This window comes from Arthrobacter sp. sptzw42, from assembly GCF_059089685.1.
This window is the reverse complement of the sequence record NZ_JBNHEX010000016.1, coordinates 34,311-57,131: the sequence shown is the minus strand read 5'-3', so window position 1 is coordinate 57,131 and position 22,821 is coordinate 34,311. Positions and strand designations below refer to the sequence as shown.

At 64.7% G+C, this 22,821-nt stretch carries 17 protein-coding genes and 2 tRNA genes; 12 read left to right on the top strand and 7 right to left on the bottom strand.

Annotated features, from left to right (window positions below):
• Nucleotides 1–31 precede the first annotated feature (31 nt).
• From AC5RT4_RS16375 to bcp, 4 genes are all read right to left on the bottom strand, one after another.
• Complete coding sequence (locus AC5RT4_RS16375) at nucleotides 32–1,702, bottom strand: ABC transporter substrate-binding protein (protein WP_494106457.1); 1,671 nt, start codon at nucleotides 1,700–1,702, stop codon at nucleotides 32–34.
• Nucleotides 1,703–1,864: 162 nt separating this feature from the next.
• Nucleotides 1,865–2,539 carry a fasciclin domain-containing protein gene (locus AC5RT4_RS16370; RefSeq protein ID WP_494039997.1) on the bottom strand — a complete coding sequence of 225 codons (675 nt, stop codon included), beginning with the start codon at nucleotides 2,537–2,539 and terminating at the stop codon, nucleotides 1,865–1,867.
• Between the two features lie 248 nt (nucleotides 2,540–2,787).
• Nucleotides 2,788–2,869, bottom strand: a tRNA-Leu gene (locus AC5RT4_RS16365).
• 130 nt (nucleotides 2,870–2,999) lie between these two features.
• The gene (gene bcp / locus AC5RT4_RS16360; RefSeq protein ID WP_494039996.1) at nucleotides 3,000–3,473 is read right to left on the bottom strand and encodes a thioredoxin-dependent thiol peroxidase; all 474 of its coding nucleotides are present in this window, start codon (nucleotides 3,471–3,473) and stop codon (nucleotides 3,000–3,002) included.
• A gap of 96 nt (nucleotides 3,474–3,569) precedes the next feature.
• On the opposite strand from bcp, the gene AC5RT4_RS16355 reads away from it, so the two are divergent.
• Nucleotides 3,570–4,028: a MarR family winged helix-turn-helix transcriptional regulator gene (locus AC5RT4_RS16355; protein ID WP_494040150.1), complete on the top strand. Its 459-nt coding sequence runs from the start codon at nucleotides 3,570–3,572 to the stop codon at nucleotides 4,026–4,028.
• Between the two features lie 212 nt (nucleotides 4,029–4,240).
• Here AC5RT4_RS16355 and AC5RT4_RS16350 read toward each other — a convergent pair.
• Nucleotides 4,241–4,316, bottom strand: a tRNA-Lys gene (locus AC5RT4_RS16350).
• A gap of 282 nt (nucleotides 4,317–4,598) precedes the next feature.
• A complete protein-coding gene (locus AC5RT4_RS16345; RefSeq protein WP_494106456.1) occupies nucleotides 4,599–5,696 on the bottom strand; it encodes a sunset domain-containing protein in 1,098 nt (365 codons plus the stop codon).
• 321 nt (nucleotides 5,697–6,017) lie between these two features.
• Between AC5RT4_RS16345 and ilvD the strand changes: the two genes are divergently transcribed.
• The 10 genes from ilvD to AC5RT4_RS16295 all read left to right on the top strand — a co-directional run bounded on the left by ilvD (nucleotide 6,018) and on the right by AC5RT4_RS16295 (nucleotide 21,174).
• Entirely contained in the window at nucleotides 6,018–7,739 is a 1,722-nt protein-coding gene (gene ilvD / locus AC5RT4_RS16340) for a dihydroxy-acid dehydratase (protein ID WP_494106455.1), read from the top strand.
• A gap of 376 nt (nucleotides 7,740–8,115) precedes the next feature.
• Nucleotides 8,116–10,023 carry an acetolactate synthase large subunit gene (locus tag AC5RT4_RS16335; protein WP_494039993.1) on the top strand — a complete coding sequence of 636 codons (1,908 nt, stop codon included), beginning with the start codon at nucleotides 8,116–8,118 and terminating at the stop codon, nucleotides 10,021–10,023.
• A gap of 2 nt (nucleotides 10,024–10,025) precedes the next feature.
• Nucleotides 10,026–10,538 (top strand): acetolactate synthase small subunit, encoded by a 513-nt coding sequence (ilvN, locus tag AC5RT4_RS16330; protein ID WP_079597732.1) that lies wholly within the window; start codon nucleotides 10,026–10,028, stop codon nucleotides 10,536–10,538.
• A gap of 90 nt (nucleotides 10,539–10,628) precedes the next feature.
• On the top strand, nucleotides 10,629–11,654 hold the full coding sequence (gene ilvC / locus AC5RT4_RS16325; protein WP_494039992.1) for a ketol-acid reductoisomerase: 1,026 nt from the start codon (nucleotides 10,629–10,631) through the stop codon (nucleotides 11,652–11,654).
• A gap of 127 nt (nucleotides 11,655–11,781) precedes the next feature.
• Nucleotides 11,782–13,371 carry a phosphoglycerate dehydrogenase gene (gene serA, locus AC5RT4_RS16320; protein ID WP_494039991.1) on the top strand — a complete coding sequence of 530 codons (1,590 nt, stop codon included), beginning with the start codon at nucleotides 11,782–11,784 and terminating at the stop codon, nucleotides 13,369–13,371.
• Between the two features lie 215 nt (nucleotides 13,372–13,586).
• Nucleotides 13,587–16,385, top strand: a complete 2,799-nt coding sequence (locus tag AC5RT4_RS16315; protein WP_494106454.1) for an FtsX-like permease family protein — start codon at nucleotides 13,587–13,589, stop codon at nucleotides 16,383–16,385.
• On the top strand, nucleotides 16,382–17,137 hold the full coding sequence (locus tag AC5RT4_RS16310) for an ABC transporter ATP-binding protein (protein WP_494039989.1): 756 nt from the start codon (nucleotides 16,382–16,384) through the stop codon (nucleotides 17,135–17,137). The genes AC5RT4_RS16315 and AC5RT4_RS16310 overlap by 4 nt, the downstream gene beginning before the upstream one ends.
• A 33-nt stretch (nucleotides 17,138–17,170) precedes the next feature.
• Complete coding sequence (gene metG, locus AC5RT4_RS16305) at nucleotides 17,171–18,730, top strand: methionine--tRNA ligase (protein WP_494106453.1); 1,560 nt, start codon at nucleotides 17,171–17,173, stop codon at nucleotides 18,728–18,730.
• A gap of 175 nt (nucleotides 18,731–18,905) precedes the next feature.
• Entirely contained in the window at nucleotides 18,906–19,958 is a 1,053-nt protein-coding gene (locus AC5RT4_RS16300) for a 3-isopropylmalate dehydrogenase (RefSeq protein ID WP_494039987.1), read from the top strand.
• Nucleotides 19,959–20,061: 103 nt separating this feature from the next.
• Complete coding sequence (locus AC5RT4_RS16295) at nucleotides 20,062–21,174, top strand: branched-chain amino acid aminotransferase (protein WP_494039986.1); 1,113 nt, start codon at nucleotides 20,062–20,064, stop codon at nucleotides 21,172–21,174.
• Between the two features lie 90 nt (nucleotides 21,175–21,264).
• Here the strand turns inward: AC5RT4_RS16295 and AC5RT4_RS16290 are convergent, their stop codons facing one another.
• On the bottom strand, nucleotides 21,265–21,858 hold the full coding sequence (locus AC5RT4_RS16290; protein ID WP_494106452.1) for a hypothetical protein: 594 nt from the start codon (nucleotides 21,856–21,858) through the stop codon (nucleotides 21,265–21,267).
• Between the two features lie 125 nt (nucleotides 21,859–21,983).
• Between AC5RT4_RS16290 and AC5RT4_RS16285 the strand changes: the two genes are divergently transcribed.
• Complete coding sequence (locus AC5RT4_RS16285) at nucleotides 21,984–22,820, top strand: MBL fold metallo-hydrolase (protein ID WP_494039984.1); 837 nt, start codon at nucleotides 21,984–21,986, stop codon at nucleotides 22,818–22,820.
• The last annotated feature ends 1 nt before the right edge of the window (nucleotide 22,821 follow it).

The window sequence follows — 22,821 nt, the reverse complement described above, 5'->3', positions numbered from 1 at the left end:
GCAGCCCTACTACTGAAATTGGGCTGGCCCGTCAAGGCTTCAATTGCACTTTGGTGAAAACTTCATTTAAGACAGGGGAAGCCGGATAACTCAGTACCCGGTCCGAAAGGGCCAGCGCGGAGATGGGGAAGGCAATGGGCACGGCGGGAACTGACGCTGCGATCTGGGCATTGATGGTGTGATACTGCTCATCGCGTTCCTCTCCCTCGGGCAAACCGCGTGCCCGGTTGATCTTCGAGAAAACCTGCGGGTCCTGGTAGCCGAACTCGCCGTTCTTTTCCCCGAAGAGGGGTCCCACAAAGTTGTCGGCGTCGGAGTAGGACCCGTTCCAGCCCAAAAGATGCAGGGCGTGGTCACCGGGGGACTGGACTTTCTGGAGATAGCCGTCGGACCAATCAACGGGCACGGGCTGGATGTTGAAGCCCGCCGCTGTCAGCTGCCGGCTGATCTCGGCGTACACCTTTTCGGGGGTGGGAAGGTACGGCCGGGTGACATTCAACGGATAGTAGAACCTCAGCGCTTCGCCGGCGTACCCGGCCTCCTTGAGGTACTCCTTGGCCTTTGCCGGATCGTGGCCCAGCGCAGGGGCGTCGTTGTTGAAGCCGCTGATCTTGGGCGGGACAAACTGCGTGGCGGCTGCGGTGTTGTCGATGAAGAACTTCCGGATCAACGTCTCTTTGTCGATCGCCAGTTCGATGGCCTGCCGGACTTTCTGGTTCTGCAGGACCGGAATCTCCTGGTTGATACCCAGGTACATCACCGAGAACGGATCGCGCTGCACAATTTGCTTGCCGCGCTTCACAAGCTGGTCGAAGTTTCCCACCGTCACGGCGTCGTATCCGTCGATTTTGCCGTCCAAAAGCGCCTGGAGACGTGCCTGTGGGTGGTTGTAGGCCACGAAGTTGATGGTGGCGATCTGGCCGCGGTCCCCCCAGTAGGACGGGTTGCTGACCAGGGTGACGCTGCCTTCGTCCCAGGACTTCAGGTTGAATGGACCTGTGCCCACCGGGTTGGCGCCGAAGGCCGAGATGGCCTGGCCGCCGCGGGTCTGGTCCAGGACATCTGCGGTGCCGGCGGCCAGTGCTGAGGGGGAGGCGATGGCGAAGGCAGGCAAGGTCAGGGCCTGCAGGAATGCGGTGAAGCGCTGCGTCAGGTCGATCTGCACGGTGTCGGCGGACAATGCGGTGCAACTCTTGAAAATGGACAGCCCCGGCTCGTCGGCATGCGCCTTGAACACGTCTTGGAACGAACTGCCGGGGGCCTTCCGGCGGAGGTCTTCAGAGAACGCAAACCACCTGTTGAAGTTGGTACACACGGCGTCGGCGTTGAAAGGAGTACCGTCCTGGAAGGTGACCCCGCTGCGCAACTTGAACGTGTAGCTGCGGCCCTCGTTTGATTCGCTCCACTCAATGGCCAGCAGCGGGGTTGGTTTTCCGGTGGTCTGGTCCACGCCCACCAGCCCCTCGAGGATTTGCCGGGTGATGCGCTGGGATTCAACGTCGCTGGACAGCGCAGGGTCGAGGCCCAACGGCTGCACTGCGGTGCCGAAGTTGAAGGTGGCGATGGGTTCTGCGGAGGTGCTGGGAGTCGGCGTGGATGACGAGGGCGAGGGTGCGGGAATGCCCGTACAGGATGCGACGCTCAATGCCAGGAGGGCGGCCCCGGCCGTGATGACCGTCCGCCGCGATGGACTGCTGGGCACTCGCTTATCACCTCTGGATCTTGCCGGCGCCGCCGACTGCGGGCCGGGACCCAGTCTAGTTGACCGGTACTCCCGTTTCAGGAAGGACCACGGCCAGAGGACCTCAGGCAAAAGCCCGGTGCCCGGTCCTTGCGGAGCGGGCACCGGGCCATCGTTGCGGAATTACTTGGGCATCAGTACCGAATCGATCAGGTAGACCGTGGCGTTCTTGGTCTGGACGCCGCCGCAGATCACGTTGGCGTCATCGACCTTGAAGGTGTCCCCGCTGCCGGAAACGGTGACCGAACCGCCCTGGACAGTGGCGTGGGTGCCGGCGATCTTGTCAGGAGTAATCTGGCCCGGCACTACGTGGTAGGTGAGAATTTTGCTCAGGAGGGCGTCGTCCGTCTTCAGTGTTTCGATGGTGGCGGCGTCGATCTTGGCGAAGGCGTCATCAACCGGGGCGAAGACAGTGAATTCACCGCCGTTGAGGGTGTCCACCAGGTCCACCTTCGGGTTCAGCTTGCCGGATACGGCGGACGTCAGGGTGGTGAGGATCGGGTTGTTGGACGCGGCGACCGCTACCGGATCCAGAGCCATGCCTTCAACGGAGCCGGCACCGGTGGGAACCTGCTCGGCGTACCCTGCGCAACCGGGGCCAACCAGGTTGGCGGCCGGATCCATGGCGGCGGCAGAGGAGCTGGCTGATGGGGAAGGAGCCATGGTGGAGGCCGATGGTGCGGCGGACGGGGCGGATGAACTTGTGCTGCCGGCCGAGCCGCCACACGCCGTCAGGCTCAGCAGAGCGGCAGCTGCAACGCCTGCGACCGTGAAAGTTGTGCGCTTGATTGTCTGCATTTCGGTTCTCCTTGGATTAGCGTTTCACCGGCCGCGGACCGGTTGTCCGGGGCCTTGTTCGCCTTTGGCTTGTGGGCACCTGCCCTTGGCTGGTGTCTCAATGGGTATTCGGGAGTTCCACTAATGCGGATGGGTCAAAAGCAGGAAGTTTTTCTGAGGGCTGCGAATTTGCTGCATATTCAGCACCGCGGGCGGGTTTAAAACGAAAAAGATCCGCCGGCCGGAGCCGGAGGATCTCTTTCCAATTGTGCGCAAGGGGGGACTTGAACCCCCACGCCCGAAGGCACAGGAACCTAAATCCTGCGTGTCTGCCAATTTCACCACTCGCGCTTGGCCCGGCTGCGTGTCCGCACCATACACCGGGCCGGGATACGTACGACGCCGGATCCCAGTTTTTATTGTAGCGTCGCCCGGGAAGGACCTGCGTCAGCGGCCCCAGGTCCGTCGCCGGGCTCTCGGGTCAGGCATCCAGCTTAAGGTCACGGCGGAGCTTCGCCACGTGCCCGGTGGCGCGGACGTTGTACTGGGCAAGCGCCACCTTGCCGTCCGGCGCAACCACAATGGTGGAGCGGATCAGGCCCTGGTAGGTCTTACCGTAGTTTTTCTTTTCGCCCCAGGCCCCGTAGGCCTCCGCTACGGCATGGTCCTCATCGGAGAGCAAGGGGAAGCTGAGGGATTCCTGGGCCGCAAATTTTGCAAGTTTCTCCACCGGGTCGGGGGAGATGCCCAGGACGTCATAGCCCGCTGACTGCAGGGAGGCCAGGTTGTCCCGGAAGTCGCAGGCTTCCTTGGTGCATCCGGGGGTAGCCGCTGCCGGGTAGAAATAGACAATGGTGTGACGGCCCGCGCGCGGTGTCAGGCCGGTGTCATTACCGGCTGAATCCTTGAGCGTGAAGAGGGGCGCTTGGTCACCGGTTACGAGTCTGTCAGCCAATGTTTTTCTCCTTGTTGCAGGCGGGACATAACAGCCTAGTAAGCGGTCGGGACCAGTGCCAATCGACACTTGGCTATACTTGCTGCTATGCCTGATATGGATCACTGGCCCACAGGCCGCCTCCTGTCCACTGCTGCGCGCCTCGTGGAACACTCCTGGAACGAAAAGCTTGGGGCCATAGGCCTCACTCATGCGGGGGTTATTGCCATCGAGGTTCTCAACGCGCAAGGACCCATGACGCAGGCACAGCTTGCCCAATATGTGCGTGTCCAGGCCCAGACCATGGGGAAAACCCTCAGCCGGCTGGAGTCGCACGGCCACATTGCCCGCGTCCGCAGCACCTCGGACCGCAGGAGCCATGTGGTGTCACTCACGGAACGGGGCAAGGAAGCGGTTGCCGCTGCCGTGGAGATGGAGCGAACTGTACTTGCCGCTGCCACCATTGATCCTGATGCCCTCCGGCAGGAACTAAAGGCCGTTGTCCGCGAGCTGGCAAGCCAGTTCGGAACGCAGGCAACCGGAGAACTGCTCAACAATTCATCCATGACTCCCTAGGCGTCCCTGCCAGTATTGCGGGCGCAGCCCGCTTCCAGGCGTGATCGCAGCTTCTTCCGAAGCTGAGGTCACGCCTTTTTGTATACAGGCCCCCAACGAGGAAGGCGGGCGGCAGCAGCAGAACGAAGTTTGCTGCGGGCGGGCCGCAGGCACCGGATAAAACAAAACAGCCCCTGGCTTGCGTTTCCGCAAGCCAGGGGCTGTTTTCCCAGTGGTGCACCCCCCGGGACTTGAACCCGGAACCCATTGATTAAGAGTCAATTGCTCTGCCAATTGAGCTAGAGGTGCATCTTTTGTTTCGACCGTTTGGGGCTTTTTGTTTCCCCGATGATCTCCGCAACGACATGAAACTCTACACGAACTTTTGGTGCATGTGAAATCGACGCCTCCTTGTATTTCCTGCCTGGCCTCCAGGGGGCCGAAACAGCGGAAAGCCGGGGTTTTCGTTACTGGCGGGCAGCCAAGAACTGCCCCGAAGCGCCCCCGATGCGCCGAGGATCCGGCCGCGCTTCCTTGTGAAATGGGCCACAGCGGTGGGGCTCCTCTCTTGCCCGGCCGGGGCGGGTTCCGCTAGAGCCGCCTCCGCCGTGGCGCCCTGAAGCCTGCAGCCTCGGCGTGGGCGGCCGACTCAAACCACACTTCAGCCCTGGCCAGCTCATACTCGGGGTGTCCCTCCTCGTAATAGACCATGGCACCGGCGTCGCCCTTGACGGTGTAGTCCGCCGGGCCGCTGCCGTCAGCCGCGGCCGACGCCGATCCCTGGCCATAGGGTTCCTCTGCCGCGAGATGCCCGGCCGGCTCACCCTGGGCAGTGCCGCCTGACGGGGCCTGGGTACGGTCCGCTCCAGTTTCGACCAATGCCGAGGACTGTGCCCTGTCCCGGGTCTCAGCGGCGGCGGCATCATGGGGGACGCGGACACCGGCAATGGGGTGCCGATCGCTCTCCTTGGGGCCCGCCGCGTTGTGGGCCGCGGCCGGGAGGGCAGTCCCTGGGCCGGCGTCTTCTGCATCCTCCAAGGCCGCAGTTTCGGCGCCGGGCAGGGTGGGCGCGTGTGGTTCGGTGTATTCCGGATGATGGACGGGCGCCTGTCCGACTGGTTCCGGTTGCGCGGGGGATGGGGTGGCTGACGCCGGGGCGGCACTTTGCCGGTGAGCTGCATGCTCATCGACGTGGGCAGGTCCCGCCTCCGACCACTGGGTTTCCCATTCAGCTTCGTCCTTGACCCGGCGTTCGTCCTTTGCTGCTCCTGCTGCGCTGCCCGTCGCCGCGGTCATCGCAGTTGCTCCTGTCCTGCTGGTGCCCCGGGATGCGTTCGGAGTCTCTGCCGGCGTGACCCTTTTTTCAACCGGTTCATCGGCAGTGGTGGGTGCAGCGCGCACGGCCTGGGCGCCGGATCCGGCAACGCCGGCCATGCCGGCGGTGGCCGCAGCTTCGGCGGAGGGGGCGGCGCTGCCGCCGGCAAGGGCACCGCCGGTCCGGGCATTGTCCTCGGCCTGGGCAGTGTCCTCTGTCCTGGCAGCACCGTCAGGGCGGGTGCCGGCGTCCGCCCGGGCGCCCTCGGCTTGGCTGGTGCTCTCTTTGGGAGCGGAGGAATTTTTGCGCTTGAGCCACCACCATCCAACAGCGGCAATCACAACGAGCAGTATGATCCAGAAGACAAAGTCCATGGCGGGTCCTTCAGTCGGATGGCAGGGTGCACTTTCCCCGACGCTACGTCGGCTCAACAGCGGTGTCCAGCACCTTGACCTGCTTGTACTCCCGAAACCCAGGAGTGGACCGGGGGCGTATCCGGCCATAAAGAACCCTTGGGCAACAGCCATGCATCTGAGGCCGCAGACGCTGCAAGAAACCCCCGCAGAACCACCCGGGCAGCGCGCATCTCATTATGTGAGACGAACGTCCACCATCTGAGCAAAATTTCCCCGTTTTCCGCCCTACCCGGGAGATCCTGTCCCCGGGCACCGCCGGGGAGCCCTAGAATTTTCCCTATGAGTGAGGACACCCAGATCGCGACCGACAACAAGCCTGACATCAAGCCCCGCAGCCGGGTAGTAACTGACGGCATCCACGCCGCCCCGGCGCGCGGCATGTTCCGCGCGGTAGGCATGGGCGATGACGACTTCGCCAAGCCCCAGGTTGGCGTCGCGAGTTCCTGGAACGAAATTACCCCCTGCAACCTCTCCCTCAACCGCCTCGCACAGGGCGCCAAGGAAGGCGTGCACGCCGGCGGGGGCTTCCCCATGCAGTTCGGCACCATCTCGGTTTCGGACGGCATTTCCATGGGCCACGAAGGCATGCATTTTTCACTGGTGTCCCGCGAAGTCATTGCCGACTCCGTGGAAACTGTGATGCAGGCCGAGCGGATCGACGGCTCCGTCCTGCTGGCCGGCTGCGACAAGTCCCTCCCGGGCATGCTGATGGCGGCCGCCCGCCTCGATCTGTCCAGCGTCTTCCTCTATGCCGGCTCCATCATGCCGGGGTGGGTAAAGCTCGAGGACGGGTCCGAGAAGGAAGTGACCCTCATCGACGCCTTCGAGGCTGTTGGCGCCTGTGCCGCCGGCAAGATGAGCCTGGAGGACCTCACCCGCATCGAAAAGGCCATCTGCCCCGGCGAAGGCGCCTGCGGTGGCATGTACACGGCCAACACCATGGCCTGCATCGGCGAGGCCCTGGGAATGTCACTGCCCGGTTCGGCCGCCCCGCCCTCGGCAGACCGCCGGCGTGATGAATTTGCCCGCAAATCCGGCGAAGCGGTGGTCAACCTGCTCCGCAAGGGCATCACCGCGCGCGACATCATGACCCGGAAGGCCTTCGAAAACGCCATCGCCGTCACCATGGCCTTCGGTGGCTCCACCAACGCTGTGCTCCACCTGCTGGCCATCGCCCGCGAAGCCGAAGTCGAGCTGACCCTCGATGACTTCAACCGCATCGGCGACAAGATTCCGCACCTGGGCGACCTCAAGCCCTTCGGCCGCTACGTCATGACCGACGTCGACAAGATCGGCGGCGTGCCGGTGATCATGAAGGCACTGCTCGACGCCGGCCTGCTGCACGGCGACTGCCTCACCGTCACCGGCAAGACCGTGGCGGAAAACCTAGAGGCGATCAACCCGCCGGACGTTGACGGAAAGATCCTGCGCGCGCTGGACAACCCCATCCACAAGACCGGCGGCATCACCATCCTGCACGGCACCATGGCCCCTGAGGGTGCAGTGGTGAAGAGCGCGGGATTCGACGCTGACGTCTTCGAGGGTACGGCCCGCGTCTTCGAGCGTGAACAGGGCGCCCTGGATGCGCTGGACAACGGCCAGATCCACGCCGGCGACGTTGTGGTGATCCGCTATGAAGGTCCCAAGGGCGGCCCGGGCATGCGTGAGATGCTTGCCATCACCGGCGCCATCAAGGGTGCGGGCCTCGGCAAGGACGTCCTGCTCCTGACGGATGGCCGCTTCTCCGGCGGCACCACGGGCCTCTGCATCGGCCACGTCGCCCCCGAGGCAGTCGACGGCGGACCCATCGCCTTCGTCAAGGACGGCGACCGGATCCGGGTGGACATTGCAGCCCGCAGCTTTGACCTGCTGGTGGACGAGGCAGAGCTCGACGCCCGCAAGGTGGGCTGGGAGCCCCTGCCCGCCCGTTACACCAAGGGCGTCCTGGCGAAGTACGCCAAGCTGGTGCACAGCGCCAGCACGGGTGCCTACACCGGCTAGCAGGAACCCAAGCCGCCGGCGGTGAACCAGCCGCTGGAGGCGGGGGCGTAACAGGGGGTGATCCAGGGCCCCGGCGGACGGCGCCTTCGCCGGAAGTTCGGGGTAGGATCGCACCGTGGACAGCGTAGTCCACATGGTGAGATAGGGAACTGCCTCGTTGACACTTATCTCGCCCAGAGGGAAAACTGAACGCATGACTTTCGTTACCAGCCGCGCTGCCGCAGTTGCAGTCGTCGTCCTTATCCAGCGCGTGGCATATTAGCCCCTGGTAACGAACCGTCACGCGCAACCCCTCGAAGAGCCGCCAGGCTGAGGGGTTTTTTTATTTCCCCGCAGTCTCCATGAACCACACAGATGATCCACAAGGAAGAGTCCGATGAGCAAAGGATCGCCCATCAGCCCCTCGCTGATGGCTACCAAGTCCGCTGGAGCCCCCAAGGCTCCGGAACGCGCCGACCGTACGGCAGAGCACGCCGTCGCCGTCGCTGACCTTGCTGCCGTCTCTCCTGTCCTTGGGCCGAACAACGTTGTACCCCCAACGGTGATGACCGGCTCGCAAGCTATTGTCCGCTCGCTCGAAGAACTCGGCGTCGACGATATTTTCGGTTTGCCCGGTGGCGCGATCCTGCCCACCTACGACCCCTTGATGGCCTCCAGCATGAACCACGTCCTGGTCCGTCACGAGCAGGGAGCCGGCCACGCCGCGCAAGGCTACGCCATGGTCACCGGGCGGGTAGGCGTGTGCATCGCCACCTCGGGCCCGGGCGCCACCAACCTCGTCACCGCCATCATGGATGCCCACATGGACTCCGTGCCGCTGGTGGCCATTACCGGCCAGGTATCCAGCGGTGTGATCGGCACCGATGCGTTCCAGGAAGCTGACATCGTGGGCATCACCATGCCCATCACGAAGCACTCCTTCCTGGTGACCGACCCCAACGACATCCCGCACGTCATGGCGGAGGCGTTCCACCTCGCCTCCACCGGCCGCCCGGGTCCTGTCCTGGTGGACGTGGCCAAGGACGCCCAGGTTGGCCAGATGACCTTCTCCTGGCCGCCCCGGGTCGACCTGCCCGGCTACCGTCCCGTGACCCGCGGCCACAACAAGCAGGTCAGGGAAGCTGCCAAGCTGATCGCCGCGGCCCGCAAGCCCGTGCTGTACGTGGGCGGCGGCGTGGTCAAGGCACATGCCTCCGCCGAGCTGCTGGCCCTGGCGGAAGCAACCGGCGCTCCCGTCGTCACCACGCTGATGGCCAAGGGTGTCTTCCCGGACTCCCACCCGCAGCACATGGGAATGCCCGGCATGCACGGAACCGTCTCGGCCGTGACCGCCCTGCAGCAGGCCGACCTCCTGATCACCCTCGGCGCGCGCTTTGACGACCGCGTTACCGGCGTCCTGAAGACATTCGCGCCGATGGCGAAGGTCATCCACGCCGACATCGACCCCGCGGAGATCTCGAAGAACCGCACTGCCGACGTGCCCATCGTTGGTTCCGTGAAGGAAATCATTCCGGAGCTCACTGACGCCGTACGGGCCCAGTTCGAGGCGTCGGGCACTCCGGACCTCACCACCTGGTGGGCCTTCCTGAACAACCTCAAGGAAACCTATCCACTGGGCTGGACTGAGCCGGACGATGGACTGACTGCTCCGCAGAAAGTCATCGAGCGCATCGGTGCGCTGACCGGTCCCGAAGGCGTCTATGTGGCAGGCGTCGGCCAGCACCAGATGTGGGCGGCGCAGTTCATCAAGTACGAACGGCCGCACGCCTGGCTGAACTCGGGCGGTGCCGGCACCATGGGCTATGCCGTTCCGGCTGCCATGGGCGCAAAGGTGGGCGAGCCGGACCGGGTGGTCTGGGCCATCGACGGCGACGGCTGCTTCCAGATGACCAACCAGGAACTGGCCACCTGCGCGATCAACAACATCCCTATCAAGGTCGCCGTGATCAACAACTCCTCCCTGGGCATGGTGCGCCAGTGGCAGACGCTCTTCTACGAAGGCCGCTACTCCAACACGGACCTCAACACCGGCCATGACACCGTCCGGATCCCGGACTTCGTCAAGCTGGGGGAGGCCTACGGCTGCGCGTCGTTCCGCTGCGAACGCGACGAGGACATCGACGCCACCATCCAGAAGGCCCTGGCCATCAACGACCGCCCCGTGGTCATCGACTTCGTGGTAAGCCCAAACTCCATGGTGTGGCCGATGGTGCCCGCCGGCGTGAGCAACGACCAGATCCAGGTTGCCCGCAACATGACCCCGGAATGGGAAGAAGAGGACTGACCATGAGCCGCCACACACTTTCCGTCCTGGTTGAAGACAAACCCGGCGTGCTGACCCGCGTCGCAAGCCTCTTCGCCCGCCGCGCCTTCAACATCAACTCCCTGGCCGTTGGCCCCACCGAGGTTCCGGGCATCTCCCGGATGACCGTGGTGGTCGACGCCGACGGCGACCTCATCGAACAGGTCACCAAGCAGCTCAACAAACTGATCAACGTCATCAAAATCGTTGAGCTGACCCCCGAATCTTCCGTACAGCGTGACCACATCCTGGTCAAGGTACGTGCGGATGCCGCAACACGTCTGCAGGTGACCCAGGCTGCAGACCTGTTCCGCGCCTCAGTAGTCGACGTTTCCACCGATTCGGTCGTCATTGAAGCAACAGGCCACCCCGAAAAGCTCACCGCACTGCTCTCAGTGCTTGAGCCCTTCGGCATCCGCGAAATTGTGCAGTCCGGCACCCTGGCCGTTGGACGGGGATCCCGCTCCATGAGTGACAGGGCGCTGCGTTCCGCGTAGGACTCCGCCAGGATCCCTCCGCAGGGCGCACCGCCCGTAACCGCACCACCACACACCTATCTGGAAATCCACTCAAGAGGAGTTACGCAAGTGACTGAAATGTTTTACGACGACGACGCCGACCTGTCGATCATCCAGGGCCGCAAGGTTGCCATCGTTGGCTACGGCTCCCAGGGCCACGCCCACGCGCTGAACCTGCGTGATTCCGGCGTCGAGGTTGTCATCGCGCTGAAGGACGGCTCCACGTCCGCCGCCAAGGCCGAGGACGCAGGCTTCACCGTCAAGAACGTCGCCGACGCCGCCGAATGGGCCGACGTCATCATGATCCTTGCGCCGGACCAGCACCAGCGCTCAATCTACAACGACTCCATCAAGGACAAGCTGAAGCCCGGCAAGGCCCTTGCCTTCGCCCACGGCTTCAACATCCGTTTCGGCTACATCCAGGCACCGGAGGGCGTTGACGTCATCCTGGTTGCCCCGAAGGCCCCCGGCCACACCGTGCGCCGCGAGTTCGAGGCAGGCCGCGGCATCCCCGACATCATCGCCGTTGAACAGGATGCTTCCGGCTCTGCCTGGGACCTGGCCAAGTCCTACGCCAAGGCAATCGGCGGCACCCGCGCCGGCGTCATCAAGACCACCTTCACGGAAGAGACCGAAACGGACCTCTTCGGCGAGCAGGCCGTCCTTTGCGGCGGCGTGTCCCAGCTGGTCCAGTACGGCTTCGAAACCCTGACCGAAGCCGGCTACCAGCCCCAGATCGCCTACTTCGAGGTGCTCCACGAGCTCAAGCTCATCGTTGACCTCATGTGGGAAGGCGGCATCGCCAAGCAGCGCTGGAGCGTTTCCGACACCGCCGAGTACGGCGACTACGTTTCCGGCCCCCGCGTCATCACCCCCGCGGTCAAGGAAAACATGCAGGCCGTCCTCGCCGACATCCAGTCCGGTGCCTTCGCCAAGCGCTTCATCGAAGACCAGGACAACGGCGGCGTGGAGTTCAAGGAACTGCGTGCCAAGGCCGAGCAGCACCCCATCGAGGCTGTCGGCCGCGAGCTGCGTTCCCTGTTCTCCTGGCAGCAGCAGGACGTTGACTACGTTGAAGGTTCCGCCGCCCGCTAAGGCCGCAACCGAGGCGCCCCTATAGAGGCAGCTGTGAGGCCGGGTTCACACTTAACAATGTGAGCCCGGCCTTTCCGTCGGCCTAGACTTGTTCCCATCCCCAGGACTGCAACGCAGAGGACCAGACGTGTCAAAACCCGTAGTACTGCTCGCCGAAGAACTTTCCCCCGCCACTGTCGAGGCCCTCGGCCCGGACTTCGAGATCCGCCAGACCGACGGCGCGGACCGCTCCCAGCTGCTCTCTGCCATCAGCGACGTTGACGCGATCCTGGTCCGCTCGGCCACGCAGGTCGACGCCGAAGCCATCGCGGCCGCAAAGAACCTCAAGGTCATCGCCCGCGCAGGCGTGGGCCTGGACAACGTGGACATCAAGGCCGCCACCCAGGCCGGCGTGATGGTGGTCAACGCCCCTACGTCCAACATCGTTTCCGCTGCAGAACTCACCGTGGGGCACATCCTCAGCCTGGCCCGCCACATCCCGCAGGCCAGTGCAGCGCTGAAGGACGGCGAGTGGAAGCGCTCCAAGTACACGGGCACAGAGCTGTTCGAAAAGAAGATCGGCATCATCGGCCTGGGCCGGATCGGTGCCCTCGTCGCGGCCCGCCTGAAGGGGTTCGACACCAAGATCCTGGCCTACGACCCCTACATCACCTCCGCCCGCGCAGCCCAGCTGGGTGTGCAGCTGGTGAGCCTCGACGAGCTCCTGGCCCAGTCCGACTTCATCACCATCCACATGCCCAAGACCCCCGAAACCGTGGGCATGCTCGGCGCGGACGCGTTCAGGAAGATGAAGAAAACCGCCTACGTGGTCAACGTCGCCCGCGGCGGACTCGTGGATGAAGAGGCACTGTTCACGGCCCTGCAGGACGGCGAAATCGGCGGCGCCGGTGTGGATGTTTTCGCCAAGGAGCCCAGCACCGACCTGCCGTTCTTCAAGCTGGACAACGTGGTGGTCACCCCGCACCTGGGCGCGTCCACCGATGAAGCCCAGGAAAAGGCGGGCGTTTCGGTGGCCAAGTCCGTCCGCCTCGCCCTGGCCGGGGAACTGGTGCCGGACGCGGTCAACGTTGCCGGCGGCGTCATTGCCCCCGACGTCCGCCCCGGCATCCCGCTGATTGAGAAGCTGGGCCGAATCTTCACCGCCCTGACCCACGATTCGCTGACCCAGCTGGACGTGGAGGTTGCCGGCGAGATCTCTTCCCTGGACGTCAAGGTCCTGGAGCTGGCGGCCCTCAAGGGCGTCTTCGCCGATGTGGTGACAGAGCAGGTCTCCTACGTCAACGCCCCGGTCATCGCTGAGCAGCGCGGTATCAACGTCCGCCTGATGACCTCACCGGAGACGGAGTCCTACCGCAATGTCCTGACCCTGCGCGGCGCGCTCAGCGACGGCAGCCAGATCTCCGTGGCCGGCACCCTGACCGGACCCAAGCAGATCGAGAAGCTGGTAGGCATTAACGGCTTCGAGGTGGAAATTCCGATCAGCGAGCACCTTGTGGTGGTCGCTTACACCGACCGTCCCGGCGTGATCGGCACCATCGGCCACATCCTGGGCATGAACAACATCAACATCGCCGGCATGCAGGTGGCCCGCCACGACCAGGGCGGGCAGGTGCTCGCGCTGCTGACCATCGACAGCTCCGTACCGCAGCAGGTTCTGGACGCCATCAAGGCCGGCATCGGCGCTGAAATGGTCCGGGAAGTGGACCTGGAGGACTAAGCCCGCGCCCGGCGAAACGCCGCACTGCCACCCTCCGCTCGGCGCGTCCCGGCGGGGCCACGTATGATTGGCCGGTCTGCTTACAATGGCTGGGTCCTGGTTCAGGACCATGCCGGCAGGCCGGCCAATACCTTTTGCACATCCGTCCGTAATTATCCGCGTCCGCCCGGCGCGGTCTCGAATGTGCGCACGCAATCCAGGTCTCAGGGAGTTCCATGAACGCCGTCCAGAGGTTCATCAGAAGCAGAGTGCTGCTGTTGACCGCGGCCATCTTGATCGCAGCCATGTGCTTGTCGGTCCTCGTCCAAAGCCAGTCACAAGCCGCGCTCAGCCGGACGGTGGATGAAAATTCGCGGGGGCTCTACGACATCCTGGTCCAGGCAAAGGCGCCGACGGGTGCGCTGCTGCAGCCGGAAATCGCCAACGGCACCGGCGGCATCAGCTTCGAACAACTCGAAGCCATCCGGAAGCTGTCCGGGACCTCGGTGGCAGCGCCTATCAGCCTCGTGTCGCGGGTGACGCAGAACCTCGAGGCGCCGCGGCTGGAAGCCATGGACTACCTGGGCTACAACGCCGGGCTTGCCGGCACCGCGACGGCCGACCAGGCTGCCGGCGCCACCGCGCCGGCCGATTGGCCTGCGGCCGAGTCTGTCCTCAGCGATAAGGCGAAGAAGTACCGCCTGACTGCCAGTGCCGTCAGTTCCGACGGTGTTTCGGAACAGACGCTGTTCAAGTCCACTGCCGAAGGGACGCTTGGCAAAGCGAAACTCGTCGAGGAACGGGCCGCCGGGGGGAGCAGCATCCGCATTGCCGCTCCCGAAGGCGAAACGGGCGTCAAGTTCCCTGCCCCGGCCGGCGGATCCGAACACAACCTGTTCAACGTATCCGTGTCGCTGCCCCTGGCCCCGGAGGTCACCGAATCCGTCGTTGCCGTCGATCCCGCTGCCGAGCGGGCCCTCCTTGGTTCCGCCGGCGACTTCCTCGCCCCGCTGGAAAAGGCCCCGCCCGCCGACGCACGTGATGCTGGAGCCATCGGCCGCTACTTCGAAGGACTCTTCACCAACGGCATTGGCCTGGACGAGTTGGAAGAAGGCCCGGACTTCCTGGGTGTGAAGCTCAAGTACTGGGCGCCCCTGATGACGCAGTACCAGCAGGCCAAGCGCAGCGGCCAGCTGACCGCCGATTCCCAGGCCATTCCCCTCATTGTGCGTTCGGGCACGTCCCTGGACCTGAAGTACAACGTCAAGATTGAGGAAATCGACGACGCGGGCAAGGTGGTCCAGGACGTTGGAACCGTCTCGCAGTCACTGGACCAGGACTACCTGCCGTTTGTTTCGAAAGACCCCTTCGTTCTCGCCTGGCCCGGCTCCACAGACCACTCCTCCGTTCTTGGCGCCACCGGCAACTTCAACCATGGGCTCTACACTCCCGCGAAGTGGAGCACCGACTTCGCGGCCGCTCCTAAGTACACCGACGGTGGCACCGCAGCAAATGGCGCCGTCGACAAGAACGCAGTTCCGGGCGAGTGGGTCACGGTCAACCGGCTGCCCGAAAAGAGCGCCAACGGCACCCCGGTGGACCAGACCCAGCGCGAGCCCGTGGACGAACGCTCCTACCGGGAGAACCTGGAGACGGGGGAGCAGAAGGCGGGAGCCCCGCTCGCCATGGTTTACGGAACCTTCGATCCTTCCGCAGTGGCAGCGGCCGCCGGTGACGTCAACAAGCTTCCGTTGGGTGGCTACGACCCCGCTCCCTTCACCCTGGTCAAGGACGCCGAGGGCAAGGACGTCGCCGCTGCCGGGCTCAAGCCGTCCCTGAGCGCCACCGGGCTGGCCAGCCAGTCCGCCGGTGCCATCACCGACTACTACGGGCTCGCCGCTGCACGCGGCTACAAGGAAAACGCAGCAGTCATCGACGCCGTCCGCGTCCGCGCTGATGCACCCGGCAGCTGGAAGGAAGCCCAGCCGGACGTTGAAAAGCTGGCCACCGAAATCCGCGGAATGGGACTGGAGGCCACCATCGTGGCCGGGTCCGCCCGCGAGGAAACCGGCATCTTGGTTCCCGGCTACTCCAAGGACGACGCCGGCAAGGAATCCGACCTGGGCACCGTGCAGCAGTCATGGGTCAGGCAGAACGCAGCAGACGCCGTGACAGGTTCGCTTTCCGGAACAAACATCACGCTGCTCTTCCTGACGCTGTGCGGGGCTGCCCTTCTCACCGGTGCCTCCACCGTGAGCTACATCCGCAAGCGCCGGAACGAAGCAGGAACACTGCGCGCCATGGGCTGGACCCAGCGCCGCATCCGCAGCTGGGTGCTGGAGGAGTTCGGTGTGGGTGCGGTGCTGCTTGCCGTGGCAGGCCTCGTCTTGAGCCTGGTCAGCTGGAGCCTCACAACAGCCCTCGTGTGCGTTGCCGTCCTGGTCCTGTACGCCGGTGCTGCATTCTTCGCAGCCCGGCAGCTGCGCCACCGCGACGTCATCGACCAGGAACCGCAGCACGACGAGCGTCTTATTCCGGTGGACTCACCGCTGACCTTCGCGAACCGCCAGCTGGGCACCAACAAGTTCAACACCCTTTCCCTGGCCGTTGCCGTCGGAGTCTTCGGCGCCGCCGTGGGCGGACTGATCGCCCTGCTGATCGACATTCCCCGCGCTGCCGGGGCCAGTGCACTGAGCGGGCTCGCTGCTGCCAGCGTGGCGCTGCCGAGCATCCTCCTTGCCCTCGCAGGCGTGGTGGTGGGACTCGTCCTGACCCTGGTGACCGGGCGCTTTGAGCTTCACGCCAAGCGCCAGTACCTGGGGATCCTCGAAGCCATGGGCTGGAACCCGGACATGCTCCGCCAGGTCCGGATTTTCGAGAACGCGCTGGTGGGAAGCGTGGCATTGCCCCTGGGCGTGCTGGGCGCCCTCGGCATTGGCCTGCTGCTGGCCCCCTATGCCGCGCTGTGGGCAGGCGTAGCCGGCCTTGTGGCTGTACTTTGCTGGATACCGATTGCAACGAAAGTGGTCCAATGACAAACCAGACCAATGTCCAGCGGAGCCGCAGGAGCGGCTCCGGCGACGTCCCCCTGCAGACGCGTGCCAACACCATCGTCAAAGAAGCTGACCACGAAACCCCGCTGGAACTGAGCGACATCACCATCCGCTACGGCGGCGGCAAGGGCGGGGCCGAGGCAGTCAGCGTGGTGGAAGGCTTCGACCTCACGCTGCACGCGGGTGAGATGCACTGCGTCGCCGGCCGAAGCGGCTCCGGAAAGACCAGCATTCTGACGGTCGGCGCGGGCCTGACCCTGCCGACGTCGGGTCGTGTCTTCTGGGAGGGTGATTCCCTTGAGAGCATGGGAGACGACGAAATTGCCGACCGCCGTCGTGCACTCATCGGGTACGTGGACCAGGGCGGTGCGCTCATTGACGGAATGAGCGCACTGGAGAACGTGCTCCTGCCGGCTGTGCCGGACGGGGAAGTGGAACAGCGCCGCGACATGGCAAAGGACCTGCTGGACCTCGTGGGCCTGGGCCGCCGTATGCGGCACCGGCCGGCCCAGCTGTCCGGCGGCGAACGCCAGCGCGTTGCGATCGCCCGTGCCCTGATCCTGGGCACCCGGGTCCTGGTGGTGGATGAACCTACGGCGAGCCTGGACCGTGCCTCGGCAAACCGCATCATCAGCATCCTGAAGGACACCACCTCGGACGGCATAGCAGTCCTGGTGGCTTCGCACGACCACGAACTCGTCCGGCTCAGCGACTCCCTGACCGAACTGATCTAGCCTGTCCCTCCGCACCGAAGGTAACGTCCACCCGTGACTGCTTCACAGAAAACGCCGTTCTACATCACCACGGCCATCACCTACCCCAACGGGGTGCCCCATATCGGCCACGCCTACGAGTACATCGCCACGGACGCCATGGCGCGTTTCAAGCGGCTTGACGGGTATGACGTGATGTTCCTGACCGGCACCGACGAGCACGGGATGAAGATCGCCCAAACCGCCGAAAAGGAAGGCATCACGCCCAAGCAGCTGGTGGACCGGAACGTGGAGGTCTTCAAGGCGGCACATGCGGCCCTGGACATCTCGTACGACCGTTTCATCCGCACCACGGACGAGGACCACTACGCTGCCTCGCAGGCCATCTGGAAAAAGATGGAAGCCAACGGGGACATCTACCTCTCCAAATACGAGGGCTGGTACTCCGTACGCGACGAGGCCTTCTACGTCGAGGACGACACCGTGGTCAAGGACGACGGCGTGCGCTACTCGAAGGAGACGGACACCGAGGTGACCTGGACGGCCGAGGAGAGCTACTTCTTCCGGCTTTCCGCCTACCAGGACAAGCTGCTGGCCCTCTACGAGGCCCAGCCCGGGTTCGGTGCCCCGCAGTACCGGTTCAATGAGGTCATCAGCTTCGTCAAGCGCGGCCTGGAGGACCTTTCCATCAGCCGCACCACCTTCGACTGGGGCGTACCGGTCCCGGGCAACGACAAACACGTCATGTACGTATGGGTGGACGCCCTGACCAACTACCTCACCGGCGTGGGCTACCCCGACGTCGATTCAGAAAAGTTCCGTAGGTACTGGCCGGCGGATGTCCACGTTATTGGCAAGGACATTTCCCGGTTCCACGCCATCTACTGGCCCGCCTTCCTGATGAGCGCAGGCCTCGCCCTGCCCAAGCGGGTCATGATCCACGGATTCCTCCACAACAACGGCGTCAAAATGTCCAAGTCGCTGGGGAACGTGGTGGCCCCGGCAGACTTCGTGGAGCAGTACGGCCTTGACCAGGTACGTTTCTTCTTCCTGCGGGAAGTGCCCTTCGGCGCGGACGGCAGCTACAACCACGACGCAATCGTCGGCCGCATGAACGCTGACCTCGCAAACAACTTTGGCAACCTTGCACAGCGCTCACTGTCCATGGTGGCCAAGAACTGCGGGGGCAAGGTGCCTGTCCCGGGCGCGTTCACCGCTGAGGACGACGCCATCCTGGCGCAGGCCGGTGGCCTCCTTGACGTTTCGCGGGCAGCGTTCGAGAAGCAGGAATTCAGCCGTGCCCTCGAAGCGGTGTGGGCCGTCCTGGGCGACACCAACGCCTACTTCGCCGAGCAGGCGCCGTGGGTGCTGCGGAAAACCGACGTCGAACGAATGAACACCGTGCTGTACGTGACGCTGGAAGTCCTGCGGATCGTGGCCATCCTTGCGCAGCCGGTCATGCCCGCCGCTACAGCGGCGCTCCTTGCCAGCCTCGGCCAGCCGGAAGGGGAGGCCCGCCAGTTCTCCGCCATCGGCACGCCGATCAAAGCGGGGACGGACCTGCCGGCACCTTCGCCGGTGTTCCCCAAGTACGAGGAACCCGCGGGAGCGTAGGGGCCGGGACGCTCTCTCACTTAATCCGAGTTTTCCGCGGACGCCCTGTCACCCCTGAATCGCCGGTGAGAGAGCGTCCGCTGTTTTCCTGCAGTAAGTGAGAGAGCGTCGCCTCAGCGTTTCGAATAATGAGACAGCTTGACCAGCATATGGATGTCTTGGCTACGCTGAAAGCATGAGCGCATCCTCCATCGATCTGGCAATTATTCCCGGCGACGGCATTGGCCCGGAGGTCATTGCAGAAGCACTTAAGGTGTTGGAGAAGGCTGCCGCGTCGGAGGGCGTCGAGCTCAAGCAGACCCACTACAAGCTCGGCGCAGAGCACTGGCTGGCAACCGGCGAAACCCTGCCGGACCATGTCCTGGCCGATCTGCGCACCAGGGATGCGATCCTGTTCGGTGCCGTTGGAGCTGCCCCCGGCGATACCCGGATCCCCTCCGGCATCATCGAGCGCGAGATGCTGCTCAAGCTCCGCTTCAGCCTGGACCACTACGTCAACCTGCGGCCGTCCCGGCTTTACGGCACTGTCGGCAGCCCACTGGCCAACCCCGGCGTCATTGACTTCATCGTGGTCCGCGAAGGCACCGAAGGCCCCTACGTCGGCAACGGCGGCACGCTCCGTGCAGGAACCCCCCATGAGGTGGCCACGGAAGTCTCGCTGAACACCGCCCACGGTGTTGAACGCGTTGTCCGCGACGCCTTCCGCCGCGCCAGTGCCAGGGAGCGGAAGCACGTCACCCTGGTCCACAAGCACAACGTCCTGGTCTACGCAGGCCACCTCTGGAAGCGCACCGTGGAGGCCGTGGCACAGGAGTTCCCGGAGGTTACGCACGACTACCTGCACGTGGATGCCGCGACGATCTTTATGGTCACCGACCCTTCCCGCTTTGACGTGATCGTCACCGACAACCTCTTCGGCGACATCCTGACGGACCTCGCCGCAGCCGTCACCGGCGGCATCGGCCTGGCAGCTTCCGGGAACATCAACATGGACCGCACCGCACCGTCCATGTTTGAACCCGTCCACGGGTCAGCTCCGGACATCGCCGGCCAGGGCAAGGCCGACCCCACCGCGGCCATCCTGTCTGCGGCGCTCCTGCTGGACCACCTTGGCTACACCCGCGCGGCCCGCAGGATCGAGGCTGCGGTGGTTGCCGACGTCGAGAAGCGCGACGGCGGTGCCCGCACCACCAGTGCCGTCGGCGACGCCATCGCCGCCGGTCTCTGACCGCGCCAGGGCTTCCGGCATCGGGCGTAAGCTTGTCTCGAATCACCAAATGCCGCCTTGCCTTTCAACGCTGAAATGCCAGGCGGCCGATCGTGGAGGAACCATGACTCAGACCGCCCATGGCGTCGAATTCAGCCAGCAGCCCTCGGCCAACCCGAAGTCTGCTGAAGAGCGTGCAGCAATCCTGGCCAACCCGGGATTCGGCAACCACTTCACCGACCACACCGCCATCGTTGACTACGTCGTGGACGAGAACGGCAACGGCGGCTGGCACAATGCCCGCGTGGAGGCGTACGGCCCCATTTCCCTTGACCCGTCAGCTGCGGTGCTGCACTACGGCCAGGAAATCTTCGAAGGGCTGAAGGCCTACCGCCACGCCGACGGCTCCATCTGGTCCTTCCGTCCCGAGGCCAACGCTGCCCGCCTGAATAAGTCCGCCCGCCGGCTTGCGCTGCCCGAACTGCCGGCAGAGTACTTCCTCGGCGCCATCCGCGAGCTCGTCTCAGCCGATAAGGAATGGGTGCCCAGCGGCGACGGCGAAGCCCTCTACCTGCGGCCGTTCATGATCGCCACCGAAGCCTTCCTGGGCGTGCGGGCTGCGCGGGAGGTTTCCTTCCGGGTCATCGCCTCGCCGGCCGGCAACTACTTCGGCGGCGAACTGAAACCCGTTTCCATCTGGATCTCCCGGGAGTACGCCCGCGCGGGCCGCGGCGGAACCGGTGATGCAAAATGCGGGGGCAACTACGCCGCTTCGCTCATCGCCCAGCAGGAAGCCGAAGCCAACGGCTGCAAGCAGGTCCTCTTTCTGGACCAGTTCAACGACAACGCGGTCGAAGAACTTGGCGGCATGAACGTCTTCTTCGTCATGAAGGACGGCTCACTGGTGACGCCGGCGCTGACCGGGACCATCCTCGAAGGCATCACCCGGATGTCGGTTATTCAGGTGGCCAAGGACATGGGCCGTGACGTCGCCGAGCGCAAGATCACGCTGGACGAGTGGCGGGCGGGTGTTGCCTCAGGCGATATCGCGGAGGTCTTTGCCTGTGGCACCGCCGCCGTCATCACCCCGATCGGGGTCCTCAAGGACGCCACCGAGTTCATCGGCTCCGAGGATGCAAAAGCGGGCGAGACCACCATGGCCATCCGCGAAAAACTGCTGGGCATCCAGACCGGAACGGTTCCCGACACGCACGGCTGGCTCACGCGCCTCGCGTAGGCCACCCTTTCGAGAACGCACGACGGTGCCTGCCGGGCTTCTGCCCGGCAGGCACCTTTGCACTGTGCTGCTCTGGTCCCGCGGAAGAAATCAGCGGCGCGCGGCCTTCCGGGCGGCGTTTTTCAAGGCCTTCCGGGACACAGGCTTGAGGGCCTTCCGCTCTGCTTCTTCGGCCAGTGCCCGGTTGCGGCGGGCGTCGATGATGTCATTCCACAAAGCGGTGGCGAAAGCTCCGCCGTCCTGGGCGTAGACGTCATAGGGGTAATCGGCGAATATGGACGGCGCAGTGCTTCCCGTGGGCAGGGCCTTGCCCGTTACTTCCGCGACGGCGTCGGCGACAGCCCAGGTCCGGGTCAGGTGCCTGGCCAGGTTGTCCTGGACAAAGTTATTCGCGTCACTCGCTGCCGCGGCGCGTTTCAGGAGAGCATCCAATTCCCCGGCGACGGAACGGGCGGCCGCTTCTTCCACCGCCCCTGAACCTGACGCAAGGTCTTTGGCGTAGGCGTCGACTTCCTCGCGCCAATCGCTGGTCTCGCGGAACTTCTTCCACGTGGGAAACCACACGATGCTGCCCGTAGCGTGGTTGTGGATGTGCTGGAGTCCGCTGTTCTTCTCGGTTGCCGCGTGGTCGTGGCCGGCGGCGTCAGCTTCGGCGAGGAGATCTGCAAGCGTGGTGGTGCTCATGGTGTCTGGTTCCGGCTTCCTTGTGGACATCAGGTGGTCTTCACTGGAGCTAAACCCGGTTCGCCGGCAGTTCTATTCCACCGCGCGGAAGGGCAACCGGCGCGTGCCGGTGGAAGGATGGGGTGGTGACTTCAGCTTCCGGCCCCGTCCTACAGCGCAGCTCGGCCCTGACGCAGTTCATCCTTGCACCCAACCCGGGCCCCATGAGCCTGGAGGGAACCAACTCCTACGTGCTGCGTGCGGCCGGCAGTCCCGGCGCCGTAGTAGTGGACCCCGGCCCGCTGGATGAGGAGCACCTCTGGGCGCTTGCCGGTACCGGCCCTGTTGAACTGATCCTCATCACCCACCGGCACGCCGACCACACTGCAGGTTCCGCGCGCCTGCATCAGCTGACCGGCGCTCCTGTCCGTGCCGCAGATCCCGCCCACTGCCTCGGCGCCGGAAACCCCCTGCAGGACGGTGAGGCGATCCGGATGGCAGGCATGGACGTCATGGTAACGGCGACACCCGGACACACATCCGATTCGGTGTGCTTCCACCTTCCCGCCGACGGCCCAAACGGTTCCGTACTGACGGGGGACACCATCCTCGGCCGCGGCACCACCATGATCGACTACCCGGACGGGACCATCGGTGATTACCTGGCCTCCCTGGACAGGCTGGAATTGCTGGGGCCGGCCACCGTCCTGCCGGCCCACGGTCCGGTGCTGCCGTCCCTGGCCACCGTCGTGCGGGTCTACCGCATCCATCGCCTGGAACGGCTGGCGCAGGTCCGGACGGCACTGGACCAACTGGGCCCGGACGCATCGGCCGGTGACGTCACGGATGTTGTCTACGCCGGCGTCGACCCTTCCGTGCGGCGCGCTGCCGCTGCGTCGGTTGCGGCACAGCTTCACTACCTGCGGGCGGAGCGGGCCGGCGGCGGCCAGGACCCAGGCAGCCTTGGCGGGACGGTAGGGTAGG